The sequence below is a fragment of the Rhodococcus rhodochrous genome, assembly GCF_900187265.1.
GTDB classification, from domain to species: Bacteria; Actinomycetota; Actinomycetes; order Mycobacteriales; family Mycobacteriaceae; genus Rhodococcus; species Rhodococcus rhodochrous.
Genome location: NZ_LT906450.1, coordinates 187,659 through 203,891, shown reverse-complemented (window position 1 = coordinate 203,891; position 16,233 = coordinate 187,659). Strand labels below are relative to the sequence as shown.

Annotated in this window: 14 protein-coding genes and 1 pseudogene; 6 read left to right on the top strand and 9 right to left on the bottom strand. The window is 67.7% G+C overall.

Going from position 1 to position 16,233, the window contains the following annotated elements; all coding sequences use genetic code 11:
* Position 1: 1 nt before the first annotated feature.
* Positions 2–1,204 (bottom strand): MFS transporter, encoded by a 1,203-nt coding sequence (locus CKW34_RS01000; RefSeq protein ID WP_059382120.1) that lies wholly within the window; start codon positions 1,202–1,204, stop codon positions 2–4.
* 92 nt (positions 1,205–1,296) lie between these two features.
* Here CKW34_RS01000 and CKW34_RS00995 point away from each other — a divergent pair, with 92 nt between their 5' ends.
* Complete coding sequence (locus tag CKW34_RS00995) at positions 1,297–1,797, top strand: PaaI family thioesterase (RefSeq protein ID WP_016692611.1); 501 nt, start codon at positions 1,297–1,299, stop codon at positions 1,795–1,797.
* Positions 1,798–1,800: 3 nt separating this feature from the next.
* Here CKW34_RS00995 and CKW34_RS00990 read toward each other — a convergent pair whose 3' ends face one another.
* The 4 genes and pseudogenes from CKW34_RS00990 to CKW34_RS00975 all read right to left on the bottom strand — a co-directional run bounded on the left by CKW34_RS00990 (position 1,801) and on the right by CKW34_RS00975 (position 7,324).
* On the bottom strand, positions 1,801–3,147 hold the full coding sequence (locus tag CKW34_RS00990) for a glutamate-1-semialdehyde 2,1-aminomutase (protein WP_059382119.1): 1,347 nt from the start codon (positions 3,145–3,147) through the stop codon (positions 1,801–1,803).
* 2 nt (positions 3,148–3,149) lie between these two features.
* Positions 3,150–4,358, bottom strand: a complete 1,209-nt coding sequence (locus CKW34_RS00985) for a GNAT family N-acetyltransferase (RefSeq protein WP_157742098.1) — start codon at positions 4,356–4,358, stop codon at positions 3,150–3,152.
* A 659-nt stretch (positions 4,359–5,017) separates the two neighbouring features.
* Positions 5,018–5,911 (bottom strand): annotated as a pseudogene (locus CKW34_RS00980) (oligosaccharide flippase family protein); the annotation flags it as partial.
* Between the two features lie 129 nt (positions 5,912–6,040).
* Positions 6,041–7,324 (bottom strand): polysaccharide pyruvyl transferase family protein, encoded by a 1,284-nt coding sequence (locus CKW34_RS00975; RefSeq protein WP_080968224.1) that lies wholly within the window; start codon positions 7,322–7,324, stop codon positions 6,041–6,043.
* Between CKW34_RS00975 and CKW34_RS00970 the strand changes: the two genes are divergently transcribed.
* Both CKW34_RS00970 and wecC read left to right on the top strand, forming a co-directional pair.
* On the top strand, positions 7,311–7,871 hold the full coding sequence (locus tag CKW34_RS00970) for a WecB/TagA/CpsF family glycosyltransferase (RefSeq protein ID WP_059382117.1): 561 nt from the start codon (positions 7,311–7,313) through the stop codon (positions 7,869–7,871). The two genes, CKW34_RS00975 and CKW34_RS00970, sit on opposite strands and share 14 nt — an antisense overlap.
* Positions 7,864–9,120 carry a UDP-N-acetyl-D-mannosamine dehydrogenase gene (wecC, locus tag CKW34_RS00965; protein ID WP_059382116.1) on the top strand — a complete coding sequence of 419 codons (1,257 nt, stop codon included), beginning with the start codon at positions 7,864–7,866 and terminating at the stop codon, positions 9,118–9,120. Before CKW34_RS00970 ends, wecC begins: the two co-directional genes overlap by 8 nt.
* An 81-nt stretch (positions 9,121–9,201) precedes the next feature.
* Here wecC and wecB read toward each other — a convergent pair whose 3' ends face one another.
* Positions 9,202–10,359 (bottom strand): non-hydrolyzing UDP-N-acetylglucosamine 2-epimerase, encoded by a 1,158-nt coding sequence (gene wecB, locus CKW34_RS00960; RefSeq protein WP_059382115.1) that lies wholly within the window; start codon positions 10,357–10,359, stop codon positions 9,202–9,204.
* 290 nt (positions 10,360–10,649) lie between these two features.
* Here wecB and fdxA point away from each other — a divergent pair, with 290 nt between their 5' ends.
* Together fdxA and CKW34_RS00950 are read left to right on the top strand one after the other, a co-directional pair.
* Entirely contained in the window at positions 10,650–10,964 is a 315-nt protein-coding gene (fdxA, locus tag CKW34_RS00955; RefSeq protein ID WP_059382114.1) for a ferredoxin, read from the top strand.
* Positions 10,957–11,961: an NAD(P)/FAD-dependent oxidoreductase gene (locus CKW34_RS00950; protein WP_059382113.1), complete on the top strand. Its 1,005-nt coding sequence runs from the start codon at positions 10,957–10,959 to the stop codon at positions 11,959–11,961. Before fdxA ends, CKW34_RS00950 begins: the two co-directional genes overlap by 8 nt.
* Positions 11,962–12,015: 54 nt before the next feature.
* Here CKW34_RS00950 and CKW34_RS00945 read toward each other — a convergent pair whose 3' ends face one another.
* The 3 genes from CKW34_RS00945 to CKW34_RS00935 all read right to left on the bottom strand — a co-directional run bounded on the left by CKW34_RS00945 (position 12,016) and on the right by CKW34_RS00935 (position 14,842).
* The gene (locus tag CKW34_RS00945) at positions 12,016–12,756 is read right to left on the bottom strand and encodes an IclR family transcriptional regulator (protein ID WP_059382112.1); all 741 of its coding nucleotides are present in this window, start codon (positions 12,754–12,756) and stop codon (positions 12,016–12,018) included.
* Between the two features lie 3 nt (positions 12,757–12,759).
* Positions 12,760–13,863: a zinc-binding metallopeptidase family protein gene (locus CKW34_RS00940; RefSeq protein WP_155418941.1), complete on the bottom strand. Its 1,104-nt coding sequence runs from the start codon at positions 13,861–13,863 to the stop codon at positions 12,760–12,762.
* Between the two features lie 154 nt (positions 13,864–14,017).
* Positions 14,018–14,842: a VOC family protein gene (locus CKW34_RS00935; protein ID WP_059382110.1), complete on the bottom strand. Its 825-nt coding sequence runs from the start codon at positions 14,840–14,842 to the stop codon at positions 14,018–14,020.
* A gap of 291 nt (positions 14,843–15,133) precedes the next feature.
* Between CKW34_RS00935 and CKW34_RS00930 the strand changes: the two genes are divergently transcribed.
* Positions 15,134–16,219, top strand: coding sequence for an acetamidase/formamidase family protein (locus tag CKW34_RS00930; protein ID WP_059382109.1), 1,086 nt, complete (start codon positions 15,134–15,136; stop codon positions 16,217–16,219).
* Positions 16,220–16,233: the final 14 nt, after the last annotated feature.

The following is a 16,233-nucleotide window of genomic DNA, read 5'->3' as shown; positions in this document are numbered from 1 at the left end:
GTCACCGACCCTGCTCGGTCCCGGCGGGTCGCGCCGCGGGCAACAGCCTCGGCGCGACCACGCCCAGCCCGACCAGCGGGAGCACCGTCACCGCGACCAGCACCGCCATCGGCAACCACAGCGAGCCGAGCGCGTAGGCGGCGAAGATCGCCACCGACAGCACCTCGCTCGTCAGGCCGACGACGGACGAGACGGTCGCCCGGGCACGACCGGACATCGTGTCCTGCAGGCGCGCCTCGGCGACGATCGCCGTGTTGTGCAGCGCGCCGTAGCCCACACCGATCGCCGTGAATCCGGCGATCCCTCCGGCGAGGGCGCCACCGGCGATCAGCGCCGATCCGACCATCACGACGGCACCCATGGTGCGGCCGCTCATCGTCGCCGTCCATCCGGCGGTCGCGGCACCGACCACCTGTCCGACGGCCGTCAGCGCGACCAGCACCGGCACGAATCCGGTCTCGGCTCCCGATTCGCGTGCGAGGAGAGCGAAGTACTCGTCGAAGGCGAGGCAGGCGAGCAGGGCTGCCGCGAGGACGACCGATCGTCGCACCGCCCGGTCGGTGCGGATCTCGGACGTGCCGGACCGCAGTGACGACATGTACCGGACGAGGACGGTGTCTCCGCTGCCGGCGATCTCGTCGGCCTCCTCCACCTTCGGCGCGGCGGGAAGCGTTCCCACGAGCGCGATGTCGACGACGGTGATCGCGACCGACACCCAGCCCACGAGCGCGTAACCACCGAGTTCGAACAGCGGTGCCGCCGTGAGGATCGCGACGAAGACACACGTCATCTCACCCGCGTTGGCGTATCCCATGATCGCCGCGTACCGGTGTTCGCACCCGCGCGCGGCGAGTTCGTCGTAGACGAGGGCCTCGAAGGTGCCGGATTTCATCGACTCGCTGACGCCCCACAGGACGAAGCCGAGCGCGAACCCCCAGTAGCCGGGCCAGACGAGCCACATCGTGAACGCGGCGGTGAGCAGGGCACCGCTGCCGAACAGCAGTCCGCGACGGGAGACGGTGTCGGCCCACGCGCCCGAGGGCACCTCGGAGACGAAGGCGACGACCGACCACAGGACGAACAGCGACGAGATGGAGCGGGTGTCGAGACCGTGGTCCTCGAACAGCAGCGCGTACAGGCCGTAGAGCGGCACGAACTCGCGGACGGACGCGTACGCGACCACCCGCGCGGACAGCGAGGTCACCGGATCGGATCAACATCGACGGCGCATGCATCGAGAATGGCACGCTCGGCTCCACATGTCACCCCTCCGGAGGTGGGATACGGTCGGTCATCGTGAGCACGGACGAGCAACAGCAGCGGCAGCGTACCTACACGTGGGAGGACCCGGCACCGACGTCGGCGGCCAACCGCGACATGCACGGACTCGACTTCCTGCGCGGGCTGATCGACGGGACGATCCCGCATCACCCCACCTCCCGCACGCTCGGCTTCACCGTCACCGACGCCGGCGAGGGCTTCGCCGAGGTCACCCTCGAGCCGCAGGAGTTCCACGCCAACGCGGTGGGCAGCATCCACGGCGGCGTGCTCGCCACCCTCTTCGACACCGCGATGGGCTTCTGCGTGTCGAGCACCCTCGAGGCCGGGGTCGGGTACACGACCCTCGACCTGCAGGTGCGCTACGTCCGTCCGGTGCAGACCGGCAAGGGCGTCATCCGCGTGCAGGGCTTCTGCGAGCACACCGGACGACGCACCGCGACGGCGCGCGGCGAGGCCCGCGACTCCGAGGGCCGACTGCTCGCGACGGGCTCGACAACCTGCCTGATCCTGCGCTGACCTCTACGGCAACCGCCGCGGGGTCGCGAAGCGGCGGAGGGCAGGCGCCACCGGCCGTCCGCGCAGCAGACCCCGGACGCTCCCGGCGTCGATCGCCTTCCGGTACACCACGAGCGCGGCGTCCACCGCGGCGACGGTGAGGTCGATGTCGTCGTCGGTGTGCGCCGCCGACACGACGAACGACTGGCCCAGGACCCCGCGGTCGAGCAGTTCGGACAGGAACAGTGTCCGGTACTCCTGCGAGGGCACCCCGTCGGGTCCTCGCGTCGAGAACACCAGGCAGGACGGTCTGCCCTCCACCCGCACGTACTCGTCGAGTCCCATCTCCGCCGAGAGCGCGTTCACGGCGGTGGCCAGGCGCGTTCCGGCGGCCTCCATCCGTTCGATCGGCCGCTCGGTCTCGTACGCCCGTACCACTGCGCGGAAGGCCGCGAGCGACGCCGTCTCCGGTCCGTGGGTGGTCGAGAGCAGGAAGACCCGTTCGGCGTCGGTGCCGAGTCCGCCGAGTTCCATGTACTCGCGGCGACCGGCGAGCGCGGAGATCGGGAATCCGTTCCCCATCGCCTTGCCCCAGCACGACAGGTCGGGCCGCACGCCGTAGACCGACTGCGCCCCGCGCTCCGACCAGCGGAAACCGGTGATCATCTCGTCGAGCACCATGAGCGCGCCGTGACGATCGCACAGCCGGCGCACCCCCTCGAGGAATCCGGGTGCGGGTTCTGCTGTGGCAGTGGCCGCTTCGAGGACGCCACACGCCACAGGGTGCGACGTGAGGGCCGCGTCGAGCGAGGCGAGGTCGTTGTAGCGGAAGCGCAGCGTGAGCGATCGCGAACTCTCCGGGATGCCCGCACTCATCGGCGTGGTGCCGATGAACCAGTCGTCGACGGAGAAGAACGGGTGGTCGCAGACGGCGATGTGATCGCGCCCGGTGGCGGCACGCGCGAGACGGACCGCCGCGGTGGTGGCGTCCGATCCGTTCTTGGCGAACTTGACCATGTCGGCGCCGGGCACGAGCGACAGGAAATCTTCGGCCGCTTCGACTTCGAGGAGGGTGGGGCGGCTGAAGTTCGTCCCACGCCGCACGGCCTCGGTGACGGCTTCGGCGACCGGGCGGTAGCCGTGTTCCAGCGTCACCGACCGCAGCCCCATCCCGTATTCGACGTAGCGGTTCCCGTCGACGTCCCACACGTGTGCGCCGTCCCCGTGGGTGAGGATCGGCGTCATGTGTTCGGGATACTGGTCCGGACCGCGGGCGTAGGTGTGGGCACCGCCGGGCACGAGTTCGTGGAGGCGCCGCTGGAGACGCGCGGACCTGTCGAATTTGGCCGATATGTCGACGGATTCGGTCATCGTCATTCTCCCACGGGGGTCGCGTGATCGAGTCTGCGTGTCTCGCTGTCGGAGTGGATGTCCGCGACCTTCGCCCACAGGTCGAGATCGCGCAGCCGGTCGTCGGGTGTGGTGATGCCCCGCATCCGGCCTTCGAGGGTGAGCCCGAGCGCCTTCGCGAAACCGGCCGCGACCGCGTTGCAGGAGTCGACCCCGGTCTGCACCCGTTCGATCTTCAGCACCCCGAACGCCCGGTCGAGCAGCCATTCCGCTGCCTGCAGGAGCGCCGGGTGATTGTCGTCGCCGGTCGCGTCCACCCGCAGCGTGGCGTCGCGCCGGACGAGATCGATCGGTTCGAAACCGACCGTGCCGAGGTGCCGACCGGCCTTCTCGACACGGTAACCGAAGGCGTGCCCCGACCAGCCCGCCCACGGTGAGCTCGGTTGCCACACCCCTTCCAGGACGGCTTCGTCGTCCCGACGGGGTCGCCGCAGCGGAGGGGGAGACAGGGCGTGGACCGGTCGCAGGATCAGCCCACCGACGTGGGCGGGCGCCGCCTGCAGCGCTGTTCGCCCGGGAGCCAGCCGCTTCGCGGTGCCGAGCACGTAGCGGCAGCCCGTCGTGAGACTTCTCGGCGAGATGCGCCGGTCGACGGAACACACCGGCAGGACGACGGGGGTCGAGGGATCGGACCACCGCGCGGTCAGTCCCCCACCGGGCACCCGGTCGGCCGTCATGGCGAACAGGATGTGGTCCTTGCGACGACCTCCTGCTGCGAAGGACTTCTTCATCGTCACCTCCCGGACGAACCCGATCCGGTCCGCGCCGCGGGCGGCCGGGAGGTTGTCGACACAGATCGGAGCGGTGAGCCGGTACAGCCCCAAGGTGGTGAACGCGTAATCCATCAGGATGGACACCGCGAGGTGCCCGATGACCCGGCCGCCCACCGCCGAATCCATCCAGATACCCAGTTCCGCAGAGCGTCTCGCGTGATCGATGCCGAACAGGTTGACCTGTCCGGCGAAATGCCCGTCGACCTCGATCACGAAACCGCGCGACCGGCGGGAGGAGCGCAGGTGCAGGCACTCCTGCACCCATTCCTCCTGGGTGTGCCGCGCCTCCCAGGACAGCGGACTCGACGCCCAGAACGGTTCGATGATGGCCCGATCGCGCAGGCGGATCCGGCGCCACTCCCGATGGTCCGAGAACCGCGGGGCCCGGAGCCGGACCACCTCCCCGGATCGCGCGACCGCGGCGGGATCGGCGGAACCCTGTTTCTCGGGATGGGCTCTAGGAATCGACACGGGTATCCCTCCTCGTCCTGACGGCGGTTGCGACAAGTCGGCGGACCGTGCCGACCAGGTCGGTCGTGGCGGATCTCGCGAACACGCCGAGCGCCAGAAGATAGGCGGCTGCGAAGACGAGTGCGTCGAGTGCCAGCAAGGCGACGGCAACGAGGGTGGGGGTGTGTATCACTGTGCGCGAGATGGTGTTCGAACAACCAGAGCACCACCGTCGCGATTGCCGCGGCGGGCAACGGGGGAAGGATCGCGCCGGCGAGCTGCGAGAGCGACACGGGGATGCATCTCTTCGCGAGGGCCATGACGACGATCCCCACGACGATGGCCGTGATCGACACCGACAGCGCTGCTCCGACGAGGCCGAACAGACCGACGAACACGAGCAGGAGCACCAGGCCCACACCGACCTCGGTGAGCGTGTACCAGTTCAGCAGGCCCGTCCGGCCACATCCCTTGATGATCTCCTCGCTCACGCAGATGAACGCCTTGCCGAGACTGAGACCGGCCAGGGCGACGACCACCGGTCCGGCGCCGCGCCACGGCTCCCCCAGTACGACGACGACGGCGGGCGTGCCGGCGGCGATCATCAGTCCGGAACACGCGGCGGCTCCGATGGTCGCCCACTGCAGGGCGCGCAGATAGGCCGAGACGAGTCGGTCCGGATCCTTGGCGATCCGAGAGAAAGCGGGAAACAGTGCGACCGAGCCGATCTCGATGATCGCCATGGCCGGGATCCGGGCGATCCGCTGGCCGTACCGGAAGAAACCGAGGTCGGAGGCGCTGAGTCCTCGGCCGACCACCACCGCCTCGGTCGCCGCCTGCACGCGTGATCCGATCATTCCGAGTACGAGAGGTGCTCCGTAGCGGGCGAGTTCGCGCCAGAGGACGAACGAGGCACGGCCGCGACCCGGCCGCCAACTGGTGATCGCCCAGACGGAGATCACCAGGGTGATGTACGAGACGTAGGTGCCGGCCACCATGCTCCACACGCCCCAGCCGAGGGCGGCCGTCGACACCGCGACCGTCGCAAAACTGACGGCTACGGCGGGCCCGACGATCAGTCGCCTCTTGACGCTGAACTCGCGTTGCAACATGGCTTCCGGCACGTTGGCGACCGAGTAGACGAGCAGCACACCGGAGGTCGCGGCGGCGACCAGACCCGCTGTGGTGCTGTCGAAGATCGCCCCGATCACGGGTGCGGCCGCGAGCGCGCCGATGCTCATGACGATTCCGGCCAGCAGGGTCACACGGAAGACGGTCTCGGCCGCGTCGGCGACGTCGGTGTCGCGTTGGATGAGTCCCGAGCGTAGTCCGCCTTCGACGAACGTCCCGAAGAAGGTCGTGAGAACCGTTCCTGCGACGAAGATTCCGATCTCGGCGGGGGTGAGCAGGCGTGCGAGGGCGACGGTCTGGACGAGCGAGACCAGTTCGCAGAAGAGCAGCGCGACGGTCGACGCGCCGGCCACCCGTCCGATCGAGGACATCAGCGACCGCCCGGGCGGGCCGGTCTCCACCGTCCGGCCCGCGGGGTCCGTTTCTTCGGGGGTCGTGCTGCTCACTCCGGCGACATCCTTCCGACCTGCACCGTTCGGTGATCCCAGCGGTTCCGGATCTCAGTGGTTCTCGACCCGCGCCCGTTCGGCGAGCGCGAAGACGTGTTCGAAGGCCACGTGCCCCATGCGGATCTGTTCCCGGGCACGGGCACGCAGACGACCGCGGACCTCGTCCGCCTGCTGCCAGGAGGTGTGCATCGCATCCGCGAGTCTGCTTCCCAGCGCGGGATCGTCGAGGTGCAGCAGTGTGAGACCACCGCCGAACATGTCCTCGAGGCCGCGGAACTTGTCGTCGTAGTAACGGGTCGACGACAGGGCGACCACGGGGATTCCCCGGGAGAGCGCGAAGACCGCGAGGTGGTAGGCGCCGGTCACGAGGACGCGGCACCTCGACACCTGCTCGACGAGCTGTCCGGGCGAGGTGTAGCGGGGTGGGGGCTCGGCCACCGAGTCCGCTCCGCGCACGATGGGCAGCGTCGAACGACGGTACTGGGAACGGTATTCCGCGATGATCAACGGCACCAGTGTCGAGGAGTACTCGGTGGCCACGGCCTGCACGACCTTGCGGACGGTGTCGCGGGCGATCCCCGAGACGGGGGCGTAGGCGGCGAGACGCAGGCACACGCCGATGTCGCTTCCGGGGCCGGTGTCGCATTCGGTGTAGGCGAGTTCGATGGCATCGTCGCCGGTGACGAGGATCCGGTCCTCCGGCACACCGGCCCGTTCGAGGATGGCCGGGCCGCGGAGGCCCTCCCGCAGGGAGACGAAGTCGACGCGAGGCATCACTTCGGCCGCGCGCTGCTGCAGCAGGGGGTCTTCGAGTGGTCCGAGGCCCTGGCCGACCATGGCGACGGGAACGCCGTGGTCGCAGGCGTGCTCGATGAGGGTGAAGACACGGTGCGCCTGGGCGGCATCGGAATCGGTGATGTAGCCACCGCCGAGCACGAGCAGGAGGGAGGCCTTCTCGACGGCGGCCGCGCTGCCCGGGTACACCGGCCGGCGAACAGCCGCTTCACTCGCGGAGACCGGGGCCTCCACGGTCTGTTCGGACGGGAGGCGCGTGCGGGCGAGCCGCTCGAGCCGGCGGCGCAGTCCGCGGGCCTTCTGTGGAAACCACACCCGGAAGCGGACCGCGCCGAGGGCGACCGGGCCGACGATGCGCGGTCCCAGTGCGGCGAAGAAGTCCTCCGCGACCGTCGGTTCGGCCCAGGGGTCGGTCGAGAGGACGGTGATCCCCTTCGCCGTCGGGTGGTAGGCGCGGAGCAGGAGCGGGACGTCGGTGAGCACGCCGATCTGCGCGTCGGGCCATCTGCGACGCAGGCGCGTGATCGTGACCTCGAGCATCGCCAGGTCGCCGTTGTTGCGAAGCCAGTACTCGCTGCTCGCGACGGCCGACGCCGAACACCGCTCCGTCTATCTGCTCGGCGCGGAGCAGTCGGTGCTCGACGCCCTCGTCGACGCCCTCACCACGAAGTACCCCGGACTCCGGATCGCCGGCGCCCACCACGGCTACTTCGACGAATCGGAGGAGGAGGCGATCGCCCGGGCCATCCGCGAATCCCGGGCGGACATGCTGTTCCTCGGCATGCCCTCCCCTCGCAAGGAGAACTTCCTGCGGCGCTGGGAGGACGTGCTGGACGTCCCGATCCGTCACGGTGTGGGTGGCTCCTTCGACGTCCTCGCCGGGATCACCAAGCGCGCACCCGAGCGGTGGCAACGCGCCAGCATGGAGTGGGCCTACCGCCTCCTGCAGGAACCGCGCCGGATGTGGCGGCGCTATCTCACTACCAACACCGCGTTCCTGATCCTGCTCGCCCGCGAACGTTTCCGCACCACCCCGCCCTATCCGCGTCCCGAGAAACTCCCGACCCCGAGGAAGCATCATGGCTGACACATTCAGCGGCACCGTCGCCGTCGTCGGACTCGGCTACATCGGCCTGCCGACGGCCGTCGTCCTCGCGACCCGCGACATCGACGTCATCGGCGTGGACATCGATCCCCGTATCGTGTCGGCCGTCTCGCGGGGCGAGGTGCCGTTCGCCGAACTCGATCTCGCGGTGAGCCTGGCCGGCGCCGTGGCCATGGGGACGTTGAGCGCGACCGACACCGTCCCCCTCGCCGACGCGTACATCATCGCCGTCCCGACACCGTTCAACGCCGACCACACCGCCGACCTGTCGTACGTGCGTCGGGCGACCGAACAGATCGCCCCGCAGTTGCGCGGCGGGGAGATCGTGGTGCTCGAATCGACGTCACCACCCGGCACCACCGAGAGCGTCAGCCGGTGGTTGTCCGAACTGCGACCGGATCTCCGTCTCCCCCACACCGACGAGGGTCTGCCGGACATCCACATCGCCCACTGCCCCGAACGGGTGCTCCCGGGACGCATCATGATCGAGATGATCACGAACGACCGGGTGGTCGGCGGGATCACGCCGCTGTGCGCTCAGCGCGCCGCCTCGATCTACCGCGTCTTCTGCCAGGGCGAGATCTGCCTGACCGACGCCGCGAGCGCCGAGATGGCGAAGCTCGTCGAGAACGCCTACCGCGACATCAACATCGCCTTCGCGAACGAGTTGTCGTACGTCTCGGACGAACTCGAACTGGACGTCTGGGAGGTCATCCGTCTGGCGAACCGCCATCCCCGGGTGAACATTCTCAGTCCCGGCCCCGGTGTCGGCGGGCACTGCATCGCGGTGGACCCGTGGTTCATCGTCGGCGCATCGCCGGGTTCGGCGAAGCTGATCCGCACCGCACGCGAGATCAACGATTCCAAGCCGAACTACGTGGCCCAGCAGGTCATCGAAACCTGTTCGCGTTTCAAGAATCCGACGGTCGCATGTCTGGGGCTGACGTTCAAGGCCAACGTCGACGACATCCGGGAGAGCCCGGCCCTGCACGTCGTCGAGCTCATCGCCAAGGCGCTGCCCGACGTCGAACTGCTGCTCGCCGATCCGTTCGTGCACGAGGTTCCCGACACCCTCCTCGGATACGAGAGCGTGCGCACCGCGCGGTGCCGGGACGCCATCGCCGCGGCGGACATCGTCGTCGAACTCGTGGACCACGATCAGTTCCGGTCGCTGTCGCGCAGCCTCCTGGCGGGCAAGGTCGTGTACGACACCCGCGGGGTGTGGCGCTGAACCCACCCACGAAATACGGCCGGTAGGTGTTCTCACACCTACCGGCCGTATTCCTTTCGGATGACGCGGTATCCGGATCTGTCAGTAGGAGCCGACCGCTTCGACGGGCGCGAACTCCGCGGGGCGGGGTCCGAGGCCGAAGAAGTGCTCGATCGCCGCAACCGAACGCTGGGCGGCACTCCCGTCGCCGTACGGATTGACCGCGCGAGCCATCTCGTCGTAGGCCGCGGGCCGGGTGAGCAGACGGGTGACCCATTCGACGATGAGTTCCTCGTCCGTCCCCACCAGCCGGACGGTTCCCGCCGTGACGGCTTCGGGTCGCTCGGTGGTCTCGCGCATCACGAGGACCGGCTTGCCGAGGCTCGGTGCTTCCTCCTGCACGCCGCCGCTGTCGGTCAGCACGATCGTCGACGCCGCCATCGCGAGTGCGAAGTCGCTGTAGGACAGCGGATTCGTCACTATCACATTGTCGAGATCGGCGAGGGGCGGCAGGAGCACCTCCCGCACGACCGGGTTGAGGTGTGCCGGCAACAGGAAGGTCATGTGCGGGAACGCGTGGGCCAGACGGGCGATGGCCCGCGCCGAACACGCCATGGGTTCTCCCCAGGACTCGCGTCGATGTGCGGTGACGAGGACCATCGGACGACCCAGCAGCGGAGCGAGATCCGGGTTGTCGAGCGAGGGTGACTGGGAGGTCACCGTGTAGAGCGCGTCGATCACTGTGTTGCCGGTGACGACGATGTCGCCGGGATCGATCCCGTCCGCCAGGAGATTGGCGCGGGAGGTGGGGGTGGGCGCCAGGTGCAGCGACGCCAGTTGCGAGGTCAGGCGCCGGTTCAGTTCCTCGGGGAAGGGGTTGTAGCGATCCCCGGTCCGGAGCCCGGCCTCGAGGTGTACGAGTGGCACCTTGCAGTAGAACGCCGCGAGGGCCGCGGCGAAGCAGGTCGTCGTATCTCCTTGGACGAGAACCGCACCAGGTTCCTCCCGGGCAATCACATCCGACACCCCGCCGAGAGCCTTGGCCGTGATGGCCTCGAGCCCTTGCCGTTGGGTGAGGATGTCGAGGTCGTGGCTCGGTTCGATACCGAACAGGGTGTTGACCTGGTCCAGCATCTCGCGGTGCTGGCCGGTCACTGCGACAACGGGTTCGAGTACTTCCGATCTCTGCAGGGCGGTGACGACGGGCGCCATCTTGATCGCCTCGGGACGAGTTCCGTAGACCACCAAAACCTTCTCCATCGCTCAATGGTAGCGAAATTGCTCTACTTTAGGACCGTTTAAAGGCTTAAAACCAACTTAGAGTATATTTTATCCCGCCCCTCTGTTTGCGCGCGCCGACAGCACGCGACACGCAGTGGTTCGGACCCGCGTTCCGCCCGAATACGCTGCGCGCTCGGACGATCGGGGCGACCGTTACGACTTCGTGAACTCCCGTGAAGACTGCCGTGCACGGATTGACAGACGGTCCGCACCCAGAAACCATCTCGTATTACGACAGAGCAACTTGCAATACGAGACGAAGGGGCAGCATGGCCTACGTCATCACCAGTTCCTGCATCGACGAAACCGACAAGTCATGCATGGAGGAATGTCCGGTGGACTGCATCTACGAGGGCGACAGGATGATGTACATCCACCCCGACGAGTGTGTCGAATGCGGACGCTGCGAACCGGCATGCCCGGTGATCTCGATCTTCCATGAGGAGGACGTACCGGACGAACGCCGCGCGTTCGTCGAGATCAACGCAGAGTTCTTCTCCTCCGTCGGCTCTCCCGGAGGCGCCCGGAAGATCGGGCGTGTCGGAGTGGACCATCCCGTCGTCGCGTCCTGGTCCGATGACTGATCTCGCACAGGCCGTCGGGGCGACGGCGAACACGACCGTCACCGATCTGCTCGTCGTCGGAGCAGGGCCCGCGGGCCTCTACGCCACCTACTACGCCGGCTTCCGCGGGATGAACGTCGTTCTCGTGGACTCCCTGCCCGAGGTGGGCGGACAGGTCGCGGCCATGTATCCGGAGAAGCCGATCTACGACATCGCCGGTTTCCCGTCGGTGAAAGGCCGCGAACTCGTCGACCGACTCCACGCCCAGGCCATGTCGGCAGAACCCGTCCTGCTCCTCGGGCACACGGCCACCACTCTCGAACACGTCGACGACGGAATCGTCGTCACCACCGATCTCGGGCATCGCATCGAAGCCAAGGCGCTGCTGATCACCGGCGGCGTGGGAAGCTTCATTCCTCGTGAGCTCCCGGTCGGCTCGGACTATCTGGGGCGCGGGCTCCGGTACTTCGTCCCGCGACCGGACGATCTCGCCGGCGAGGACGTCGTGGTCGTCGGAGGTGGCGATTCTGCGGTCGACTGGGCCCTGAGTCTCGAACCCGTCGCTGCGTCGGTCACGCTCGTCCATCGGCGTCCGGTCTTCCGCGCCCACGAGCGCAGTGTCGCGACGTTGCAGAAGTCGAGTGTCCGGATTCTCACCCCACACGAAGTGGTCGCGATCGGCGGCGAGGAGCGCATCGACTCGGTCACCGTCCGTGAACGCGGCGCCGATCCGATCACCATCTCCGCCGGCAGTGTGGTCGCCGCCCTCGGATTCATTGCCGATCTCGGTCCTCTCGACACGTGGGGGCTGGCCCAGGAGCGCCGCCGGATACTCGTCGACCGCCATCAGCAGACCTCGCTTCCGCGCGTCTACTCGGCCGGTGACATCAGCGAGTATCCCGGCAAGGTGAGATTGATGAGCGTCGGTTTCGGAGAAGCGGCGGCTGCGGTGAACAACCTTGCCCCGCTGATCGATTCGTCTCTGTCGACGACACCGGGGCACTCCTCCGATCGATGAGGGCGTGGCCTGTCGGCAGAACGTCACCCGCCCGACAGACGGTGTCTTCCCCCGTCAGACGCGGCCGAGTTCTGCCGACAGGTTCTCCGCGGTCTTCAGCAGTTCGCGTGCCTGCAGGTCGATGTCGACCTCTCCGGGTACGGCAATGGACAGGACTGCCAGCGCAGCAACCACTCTTCCACCCTGGAAGACAGGCGCTGCCAGTGTCCGAACACCGTTGACAACAGGTGATTTCAACGATATTCCGGTCTCCCGGATAGCGGACAGTTCGCGGGCGAAGTCCGGATTCGCCTTCGTCTCCCGCCGCAGCATCGGTACCTCGTCCTCGGGGAGGAGCGCGCAGAAGACCCGGCCCTGAGCGGTCGCCGTGGGTGAGAGCCTCGTCCCCACGTTGACGGTGATCCGCGCGATCGCATCCGTGTGATCCGCTGCAGCGACCACGATCGGACTCTCGCCGTCCCAGACCGAGAGGACGACGGTCTCCTGAACGTCGCGCAGGAGCTGGTCCATGAACGGTTCCGCGATACGCACCACCGGGAGACCGGCCCGCGCTGCGGCCGCCAGTGCGAGCACCTGAGGACCGAGGGTGTACACGCTCTCGGCCGGATCGAATCGCAGGAGGTTCACCGCCCGCAATGCTTTCGTGTACCGGTGCGCGGTGGCCTTGCTCGTCCCGAGCACGGCGGTGATCTCGTTCAGCGTCAGGCGCGGTCGCGCACCCGAGAAAGCGGCCAGGATCACTGCAGCGCGCTCGACCGCCTGGATCGCCGGTGCGCCCTTGTCGTCGTCTCCCACGGTCTATCCCTCCCTGTCGGGATCGGTGAGCCAGTGCGCACCGACCTGAGCGTAGATTCGCGCATAGCGCACCAGTTCTCCGGCGGCGACCGAGTCCCGGTCGGAATCCGCCGGATCGGGCGCTGCAGCCGGACCCGTCCGAACCGTAGCGATGCCATGCTCGCGGAACACGGTACCGTCGGTCGACCCCCTCCACCCGAGCACCTCGGATGGCATCCTTCCTCGACTGTGACGCATCCACGCCGCCCGTGTCCGCACAGCGATCGGGGCCGTCGGTGACGTCCCTCCGCCTCGCTGGTGCGGCCCGGCAGTGACCTCGACGGTGCACTCGGCCAGGGGACTCGCCGCAAGATCGTCGTGCAGGACCCGGCGCAGTGCATCGACGAGTTCGACGACGTCGTCTCCCGGCAGGGTGACCAGGTAGAGATGTATGTCGAGGACGGCGGGCAGCAGATCCGGTTTCGCCGGAGAACCACTGTGCAGTGCACCGATACCTGCTTCGCGTGCGGTCGGGCCGGTGGCCGCGCCGGGAGCGAAGACCACCTCGGCGCGCCACCTTTCGATGGCCGCGATCACCGTGCCGGCATGCACGACGAGTCCGCCGGGTGGTGTCGCGTGCTCACGGGCGAGTACGACGCCGCGACGGGTCCCGACCCGCACCCGCAGGTAGACGGCCCCCGGCTCGGCGTAGAGCACACCGTCCGGTCCGCCTTTGGCGACGATCGCCGCAGCGGGACGCGGTCTGCCTTCCAGAAATCTGCGGACACCGGCTCCGTGTTCACCGGTTCCGTCCCGATGCGTGCCCCCACCGGCGAGCAACAGCGTCAGGCGACCTCGTCGGTGCCGGTCGGCCGTGGCACGTGCGGCGGCCGCGAACGCGGCAACGGCAGCGGAGGCCGGTCCTCGCGCTACTCCGACCCCGAAACCGGAGACGAGATCTCCGTTCTCCTCCAGTCCGAGTGGAGCGTCGTCATCGTGTCCCGTGACCCCACCGTCCCGGTCACCGTGCCCGGTCAGTGAGGTGTCGAGGTGCGAGTACAGCACCAGCTCCGGACCCGAACCGACACTGCAGACGAGATTTGCTGTGCTTCCCGCAGGGTGGACCACGGCCGACACCTCCGGAAGATGTTCCGCGATCCAGCCCTGCACCGCGCGCGCCGACGCGAGTTCCTCGCCGTGAGGGGTCGGTCGTCCGGTCAGAAGTCTCAGAACGTCGAGGAGCTCAGCACGGTCGACGACGGGTTCTTCGTGGCCGCCGATGTCAGTGCGCCCAGGTGCGGTCGTCGGAAGCGGCGCGCCACACATCGATGTTGCGGGGATCCCGCTTCAGCCGACGCGGTCTGTGCGTCTCGTGTTCCTCGGGTGTGAACACCCGATGCCCGTCGCACAGTTCCCAGCGGGGCCCGTGCCGCTCGTCGTAGAGATAGAAGGCGATGGATGTGGACGCCGAGTGGTTCACGACATCGCCGAGGATACGAACCTGCTTGTGCTGGGCACGAGCCCGGCGTCGCATCACTCCGTCGAGATCACCCATGATGAAGCACGCGTGTTCGAGGGCGTACCGGTCCGCTCGGCGGATGGCGAGGCTGTGGTGGTAGCGATCCTCGCAGCGCAGGAACGCGGTGAAGTCCTCGACGTAGTCCGAAGCCAGGAATCCCAGGACGTTCATGTAGAAGTTCAGGGTCTCCTCGTAGCGGTCGGTGACCACGAAGGGATGCACGAAGCGCTGGGGACGAAGGTCCGGCCACGGGGTCTCGGCATATTCGAGGAAGCCCGTGAACAATTCGACGAGGGTGCCGTTCGGGTCGACCACCGCGAACCCCTGCCGGCAGAGACCTTTCATGCCTTCGGTGAGCGGTAGAACCTCGTGGCCGGCGGCGCGGACGCGTTCCTCCAGGTCCGACAGGACGGCCTCGTCGTCCACCCTGAATCCCACGCCGTCGTATCGGAACGCCATGAGGGAAGGATCGTGGACGAGCTCGAGGCTGTGATGCTCGGTGCCGACACGGAGATAGGCGTGCGTCTCGTCGTGCTCCTCGAGTGCGAAACCGACGTGGTACTCGAGGAACTCGATGGTGGATGCCATGTCCGGTACGGACAGGCGGATGAAGGCTGCCCCCGACGGACCCAGCCTTCGCTGTGTTTTCTCACTCACCGAATTCGCCTTCCTTCCAAGGGCACTCGGTCGCCCTTGTTGTCGAACCCTAGGAACAGGAACAGCGAGCGTCAAGCTATACGAGACAACGTTTCATAATTCAACACGCTCGTAACGTGAGCGGAACTCTCGGGGCCTAGCGTCTGAATCGAAAATCCGTATCCTGCCGTCCGATTCGGCAATCCGTCCGCATATCGTGGCGGCCGCCCGAAAGGTCTCCCCGTGACCGTTCTGCAGCCCCATACCGGTCCGATCCCCGGACAGCACTACGTCCCCGCGGAGGGCGGGGCACTGACCTGGGGCAGACTGCCCACCCCCTCCCGCAAACCCGTCCTCACCATCTCCTCCGGCGAGACCGTCACCTTCGACACCATCTCCCACGAGGGACTCATGGAGGACCAGGGGCGTGATCCCCTGGCCTACTTCGGCGAACGTGGCGTCGCACGCGACGACGTGCTGACGGATCTCGTCGATCTCGCCGCATCCGATGTGGTCCACACCCGCGGCCCGGACGGCCCTCACGTCGTCACCGGTCCGGTCCATGTCGAAGGGGCGCAGCCCGGGGACATCCTCAAGGTCGAATACCTCGAACTGACACCGCGCGTTCCCTACGGGGTCGTGTCCAGCCGTCACGGTCTCGGTTGTCTCGCAGGAGAACGTCCCGTCGACGACACCACCGGCGAAGCGGTTCCGATCATCAGCCAGTTCTGCACCGTCGACCTCGCGAGCGCACGGGCCACCATGGAGTGGAACAGCGGTAGCGCCTCGTTCCCCATCGCGCCGTTCATGGGATTGTCCGGTGTCACGGCCGCCACCGAGGAAGCACTGAACACGATCCCGCCGGGCGCGCACGGAGGGAACATGGACGTGCGTGATCTCGCCGGTGGTTCCGCCCTCTACCTTCCCGTGCAGGTCGACGGCGCCGGCTACTACATGGGCGATCCGCACTTCGCGCAGGGCAACGGCGAGGTCTCCCTGACGGCGCTGGAGGCATCCCTGCGCACGACGGTACGGCTCACCGTTCTCACACCGGACGAGGCATTCGCATCGACAGGAGCTCTGAGCGGGCCGTTCGGTGAGACCTCGGAGCACTGGATCGCGATCGGCATGGACCGGGATCTGGACGAAGCGGTGAAGAAGTGCGTCCGTGAGGCCATCAGGATCCTCGGTGAGGTGGCGGAGGTTCCGCCGTCGGTCGCGTATCTCTATCTGAGTGCCGCCGGTGACCTCGCCGTGAGCCAGGTCGTCGACGACGTCAAGGGAGTGCACTGCCTGATCCGGAAGAAGGACTTCCCCGCCTGGACGTGAGCAACGGGGTTCCC

Excerpts from the sequence above, each read along its gene's own strand:
- CKW34_RS00935 (WP_059382110.1), bottom strand. The coding sequence starts at position 14,842 with ATGGCATCCACCATCGAGTTCCTCGAGTACCACGTCGGTTTCGCACTC.
- wecB (WP_059382115.1), bottom strand. The coding sequence starts at position 10,359 with ATGGAGAAGGTTTTGGTGGTCTACGGAACTCGTCCCGAGGCGATCAAG.
- fdxA (WP_059382114.1), top strand. The coding sequence starts at position 10,650 with ATGGCCTACGTCATCACCAGTTCCTGCATCGACGAAACCGACAAGTCA.
- CKW34_RS00975 (WP_080968224.1), bottom strand. The coding sequence starts at position 7,324 with ATGCTCGAGGTCACGATCACGCGCCTGCGTCGCAGATGGCCCGACGCG.
- CKW34_RS00990 (WP_059382119.1), bottom strand. The coding sequence starts at position 3,147 with ATGACCGAATCCGTCGACATATCGGCCAAATTCGACAGGTCCGCGCGT.
- CKW34_RS00950 (WP_059382113.1), top strand. The coding sequence starts at position 10,957 with ATGACTGATCTCGCACAGGCCGTCGGGGCGACGGCGAACACGACCGTC.
- wecC (WP_059382116.1), top strand. The coding sequence starts at position 7,864 with ATGGCTGACACATTCAGCGGCACCGTCGCCGTCGTCGGACTCGGCTAC.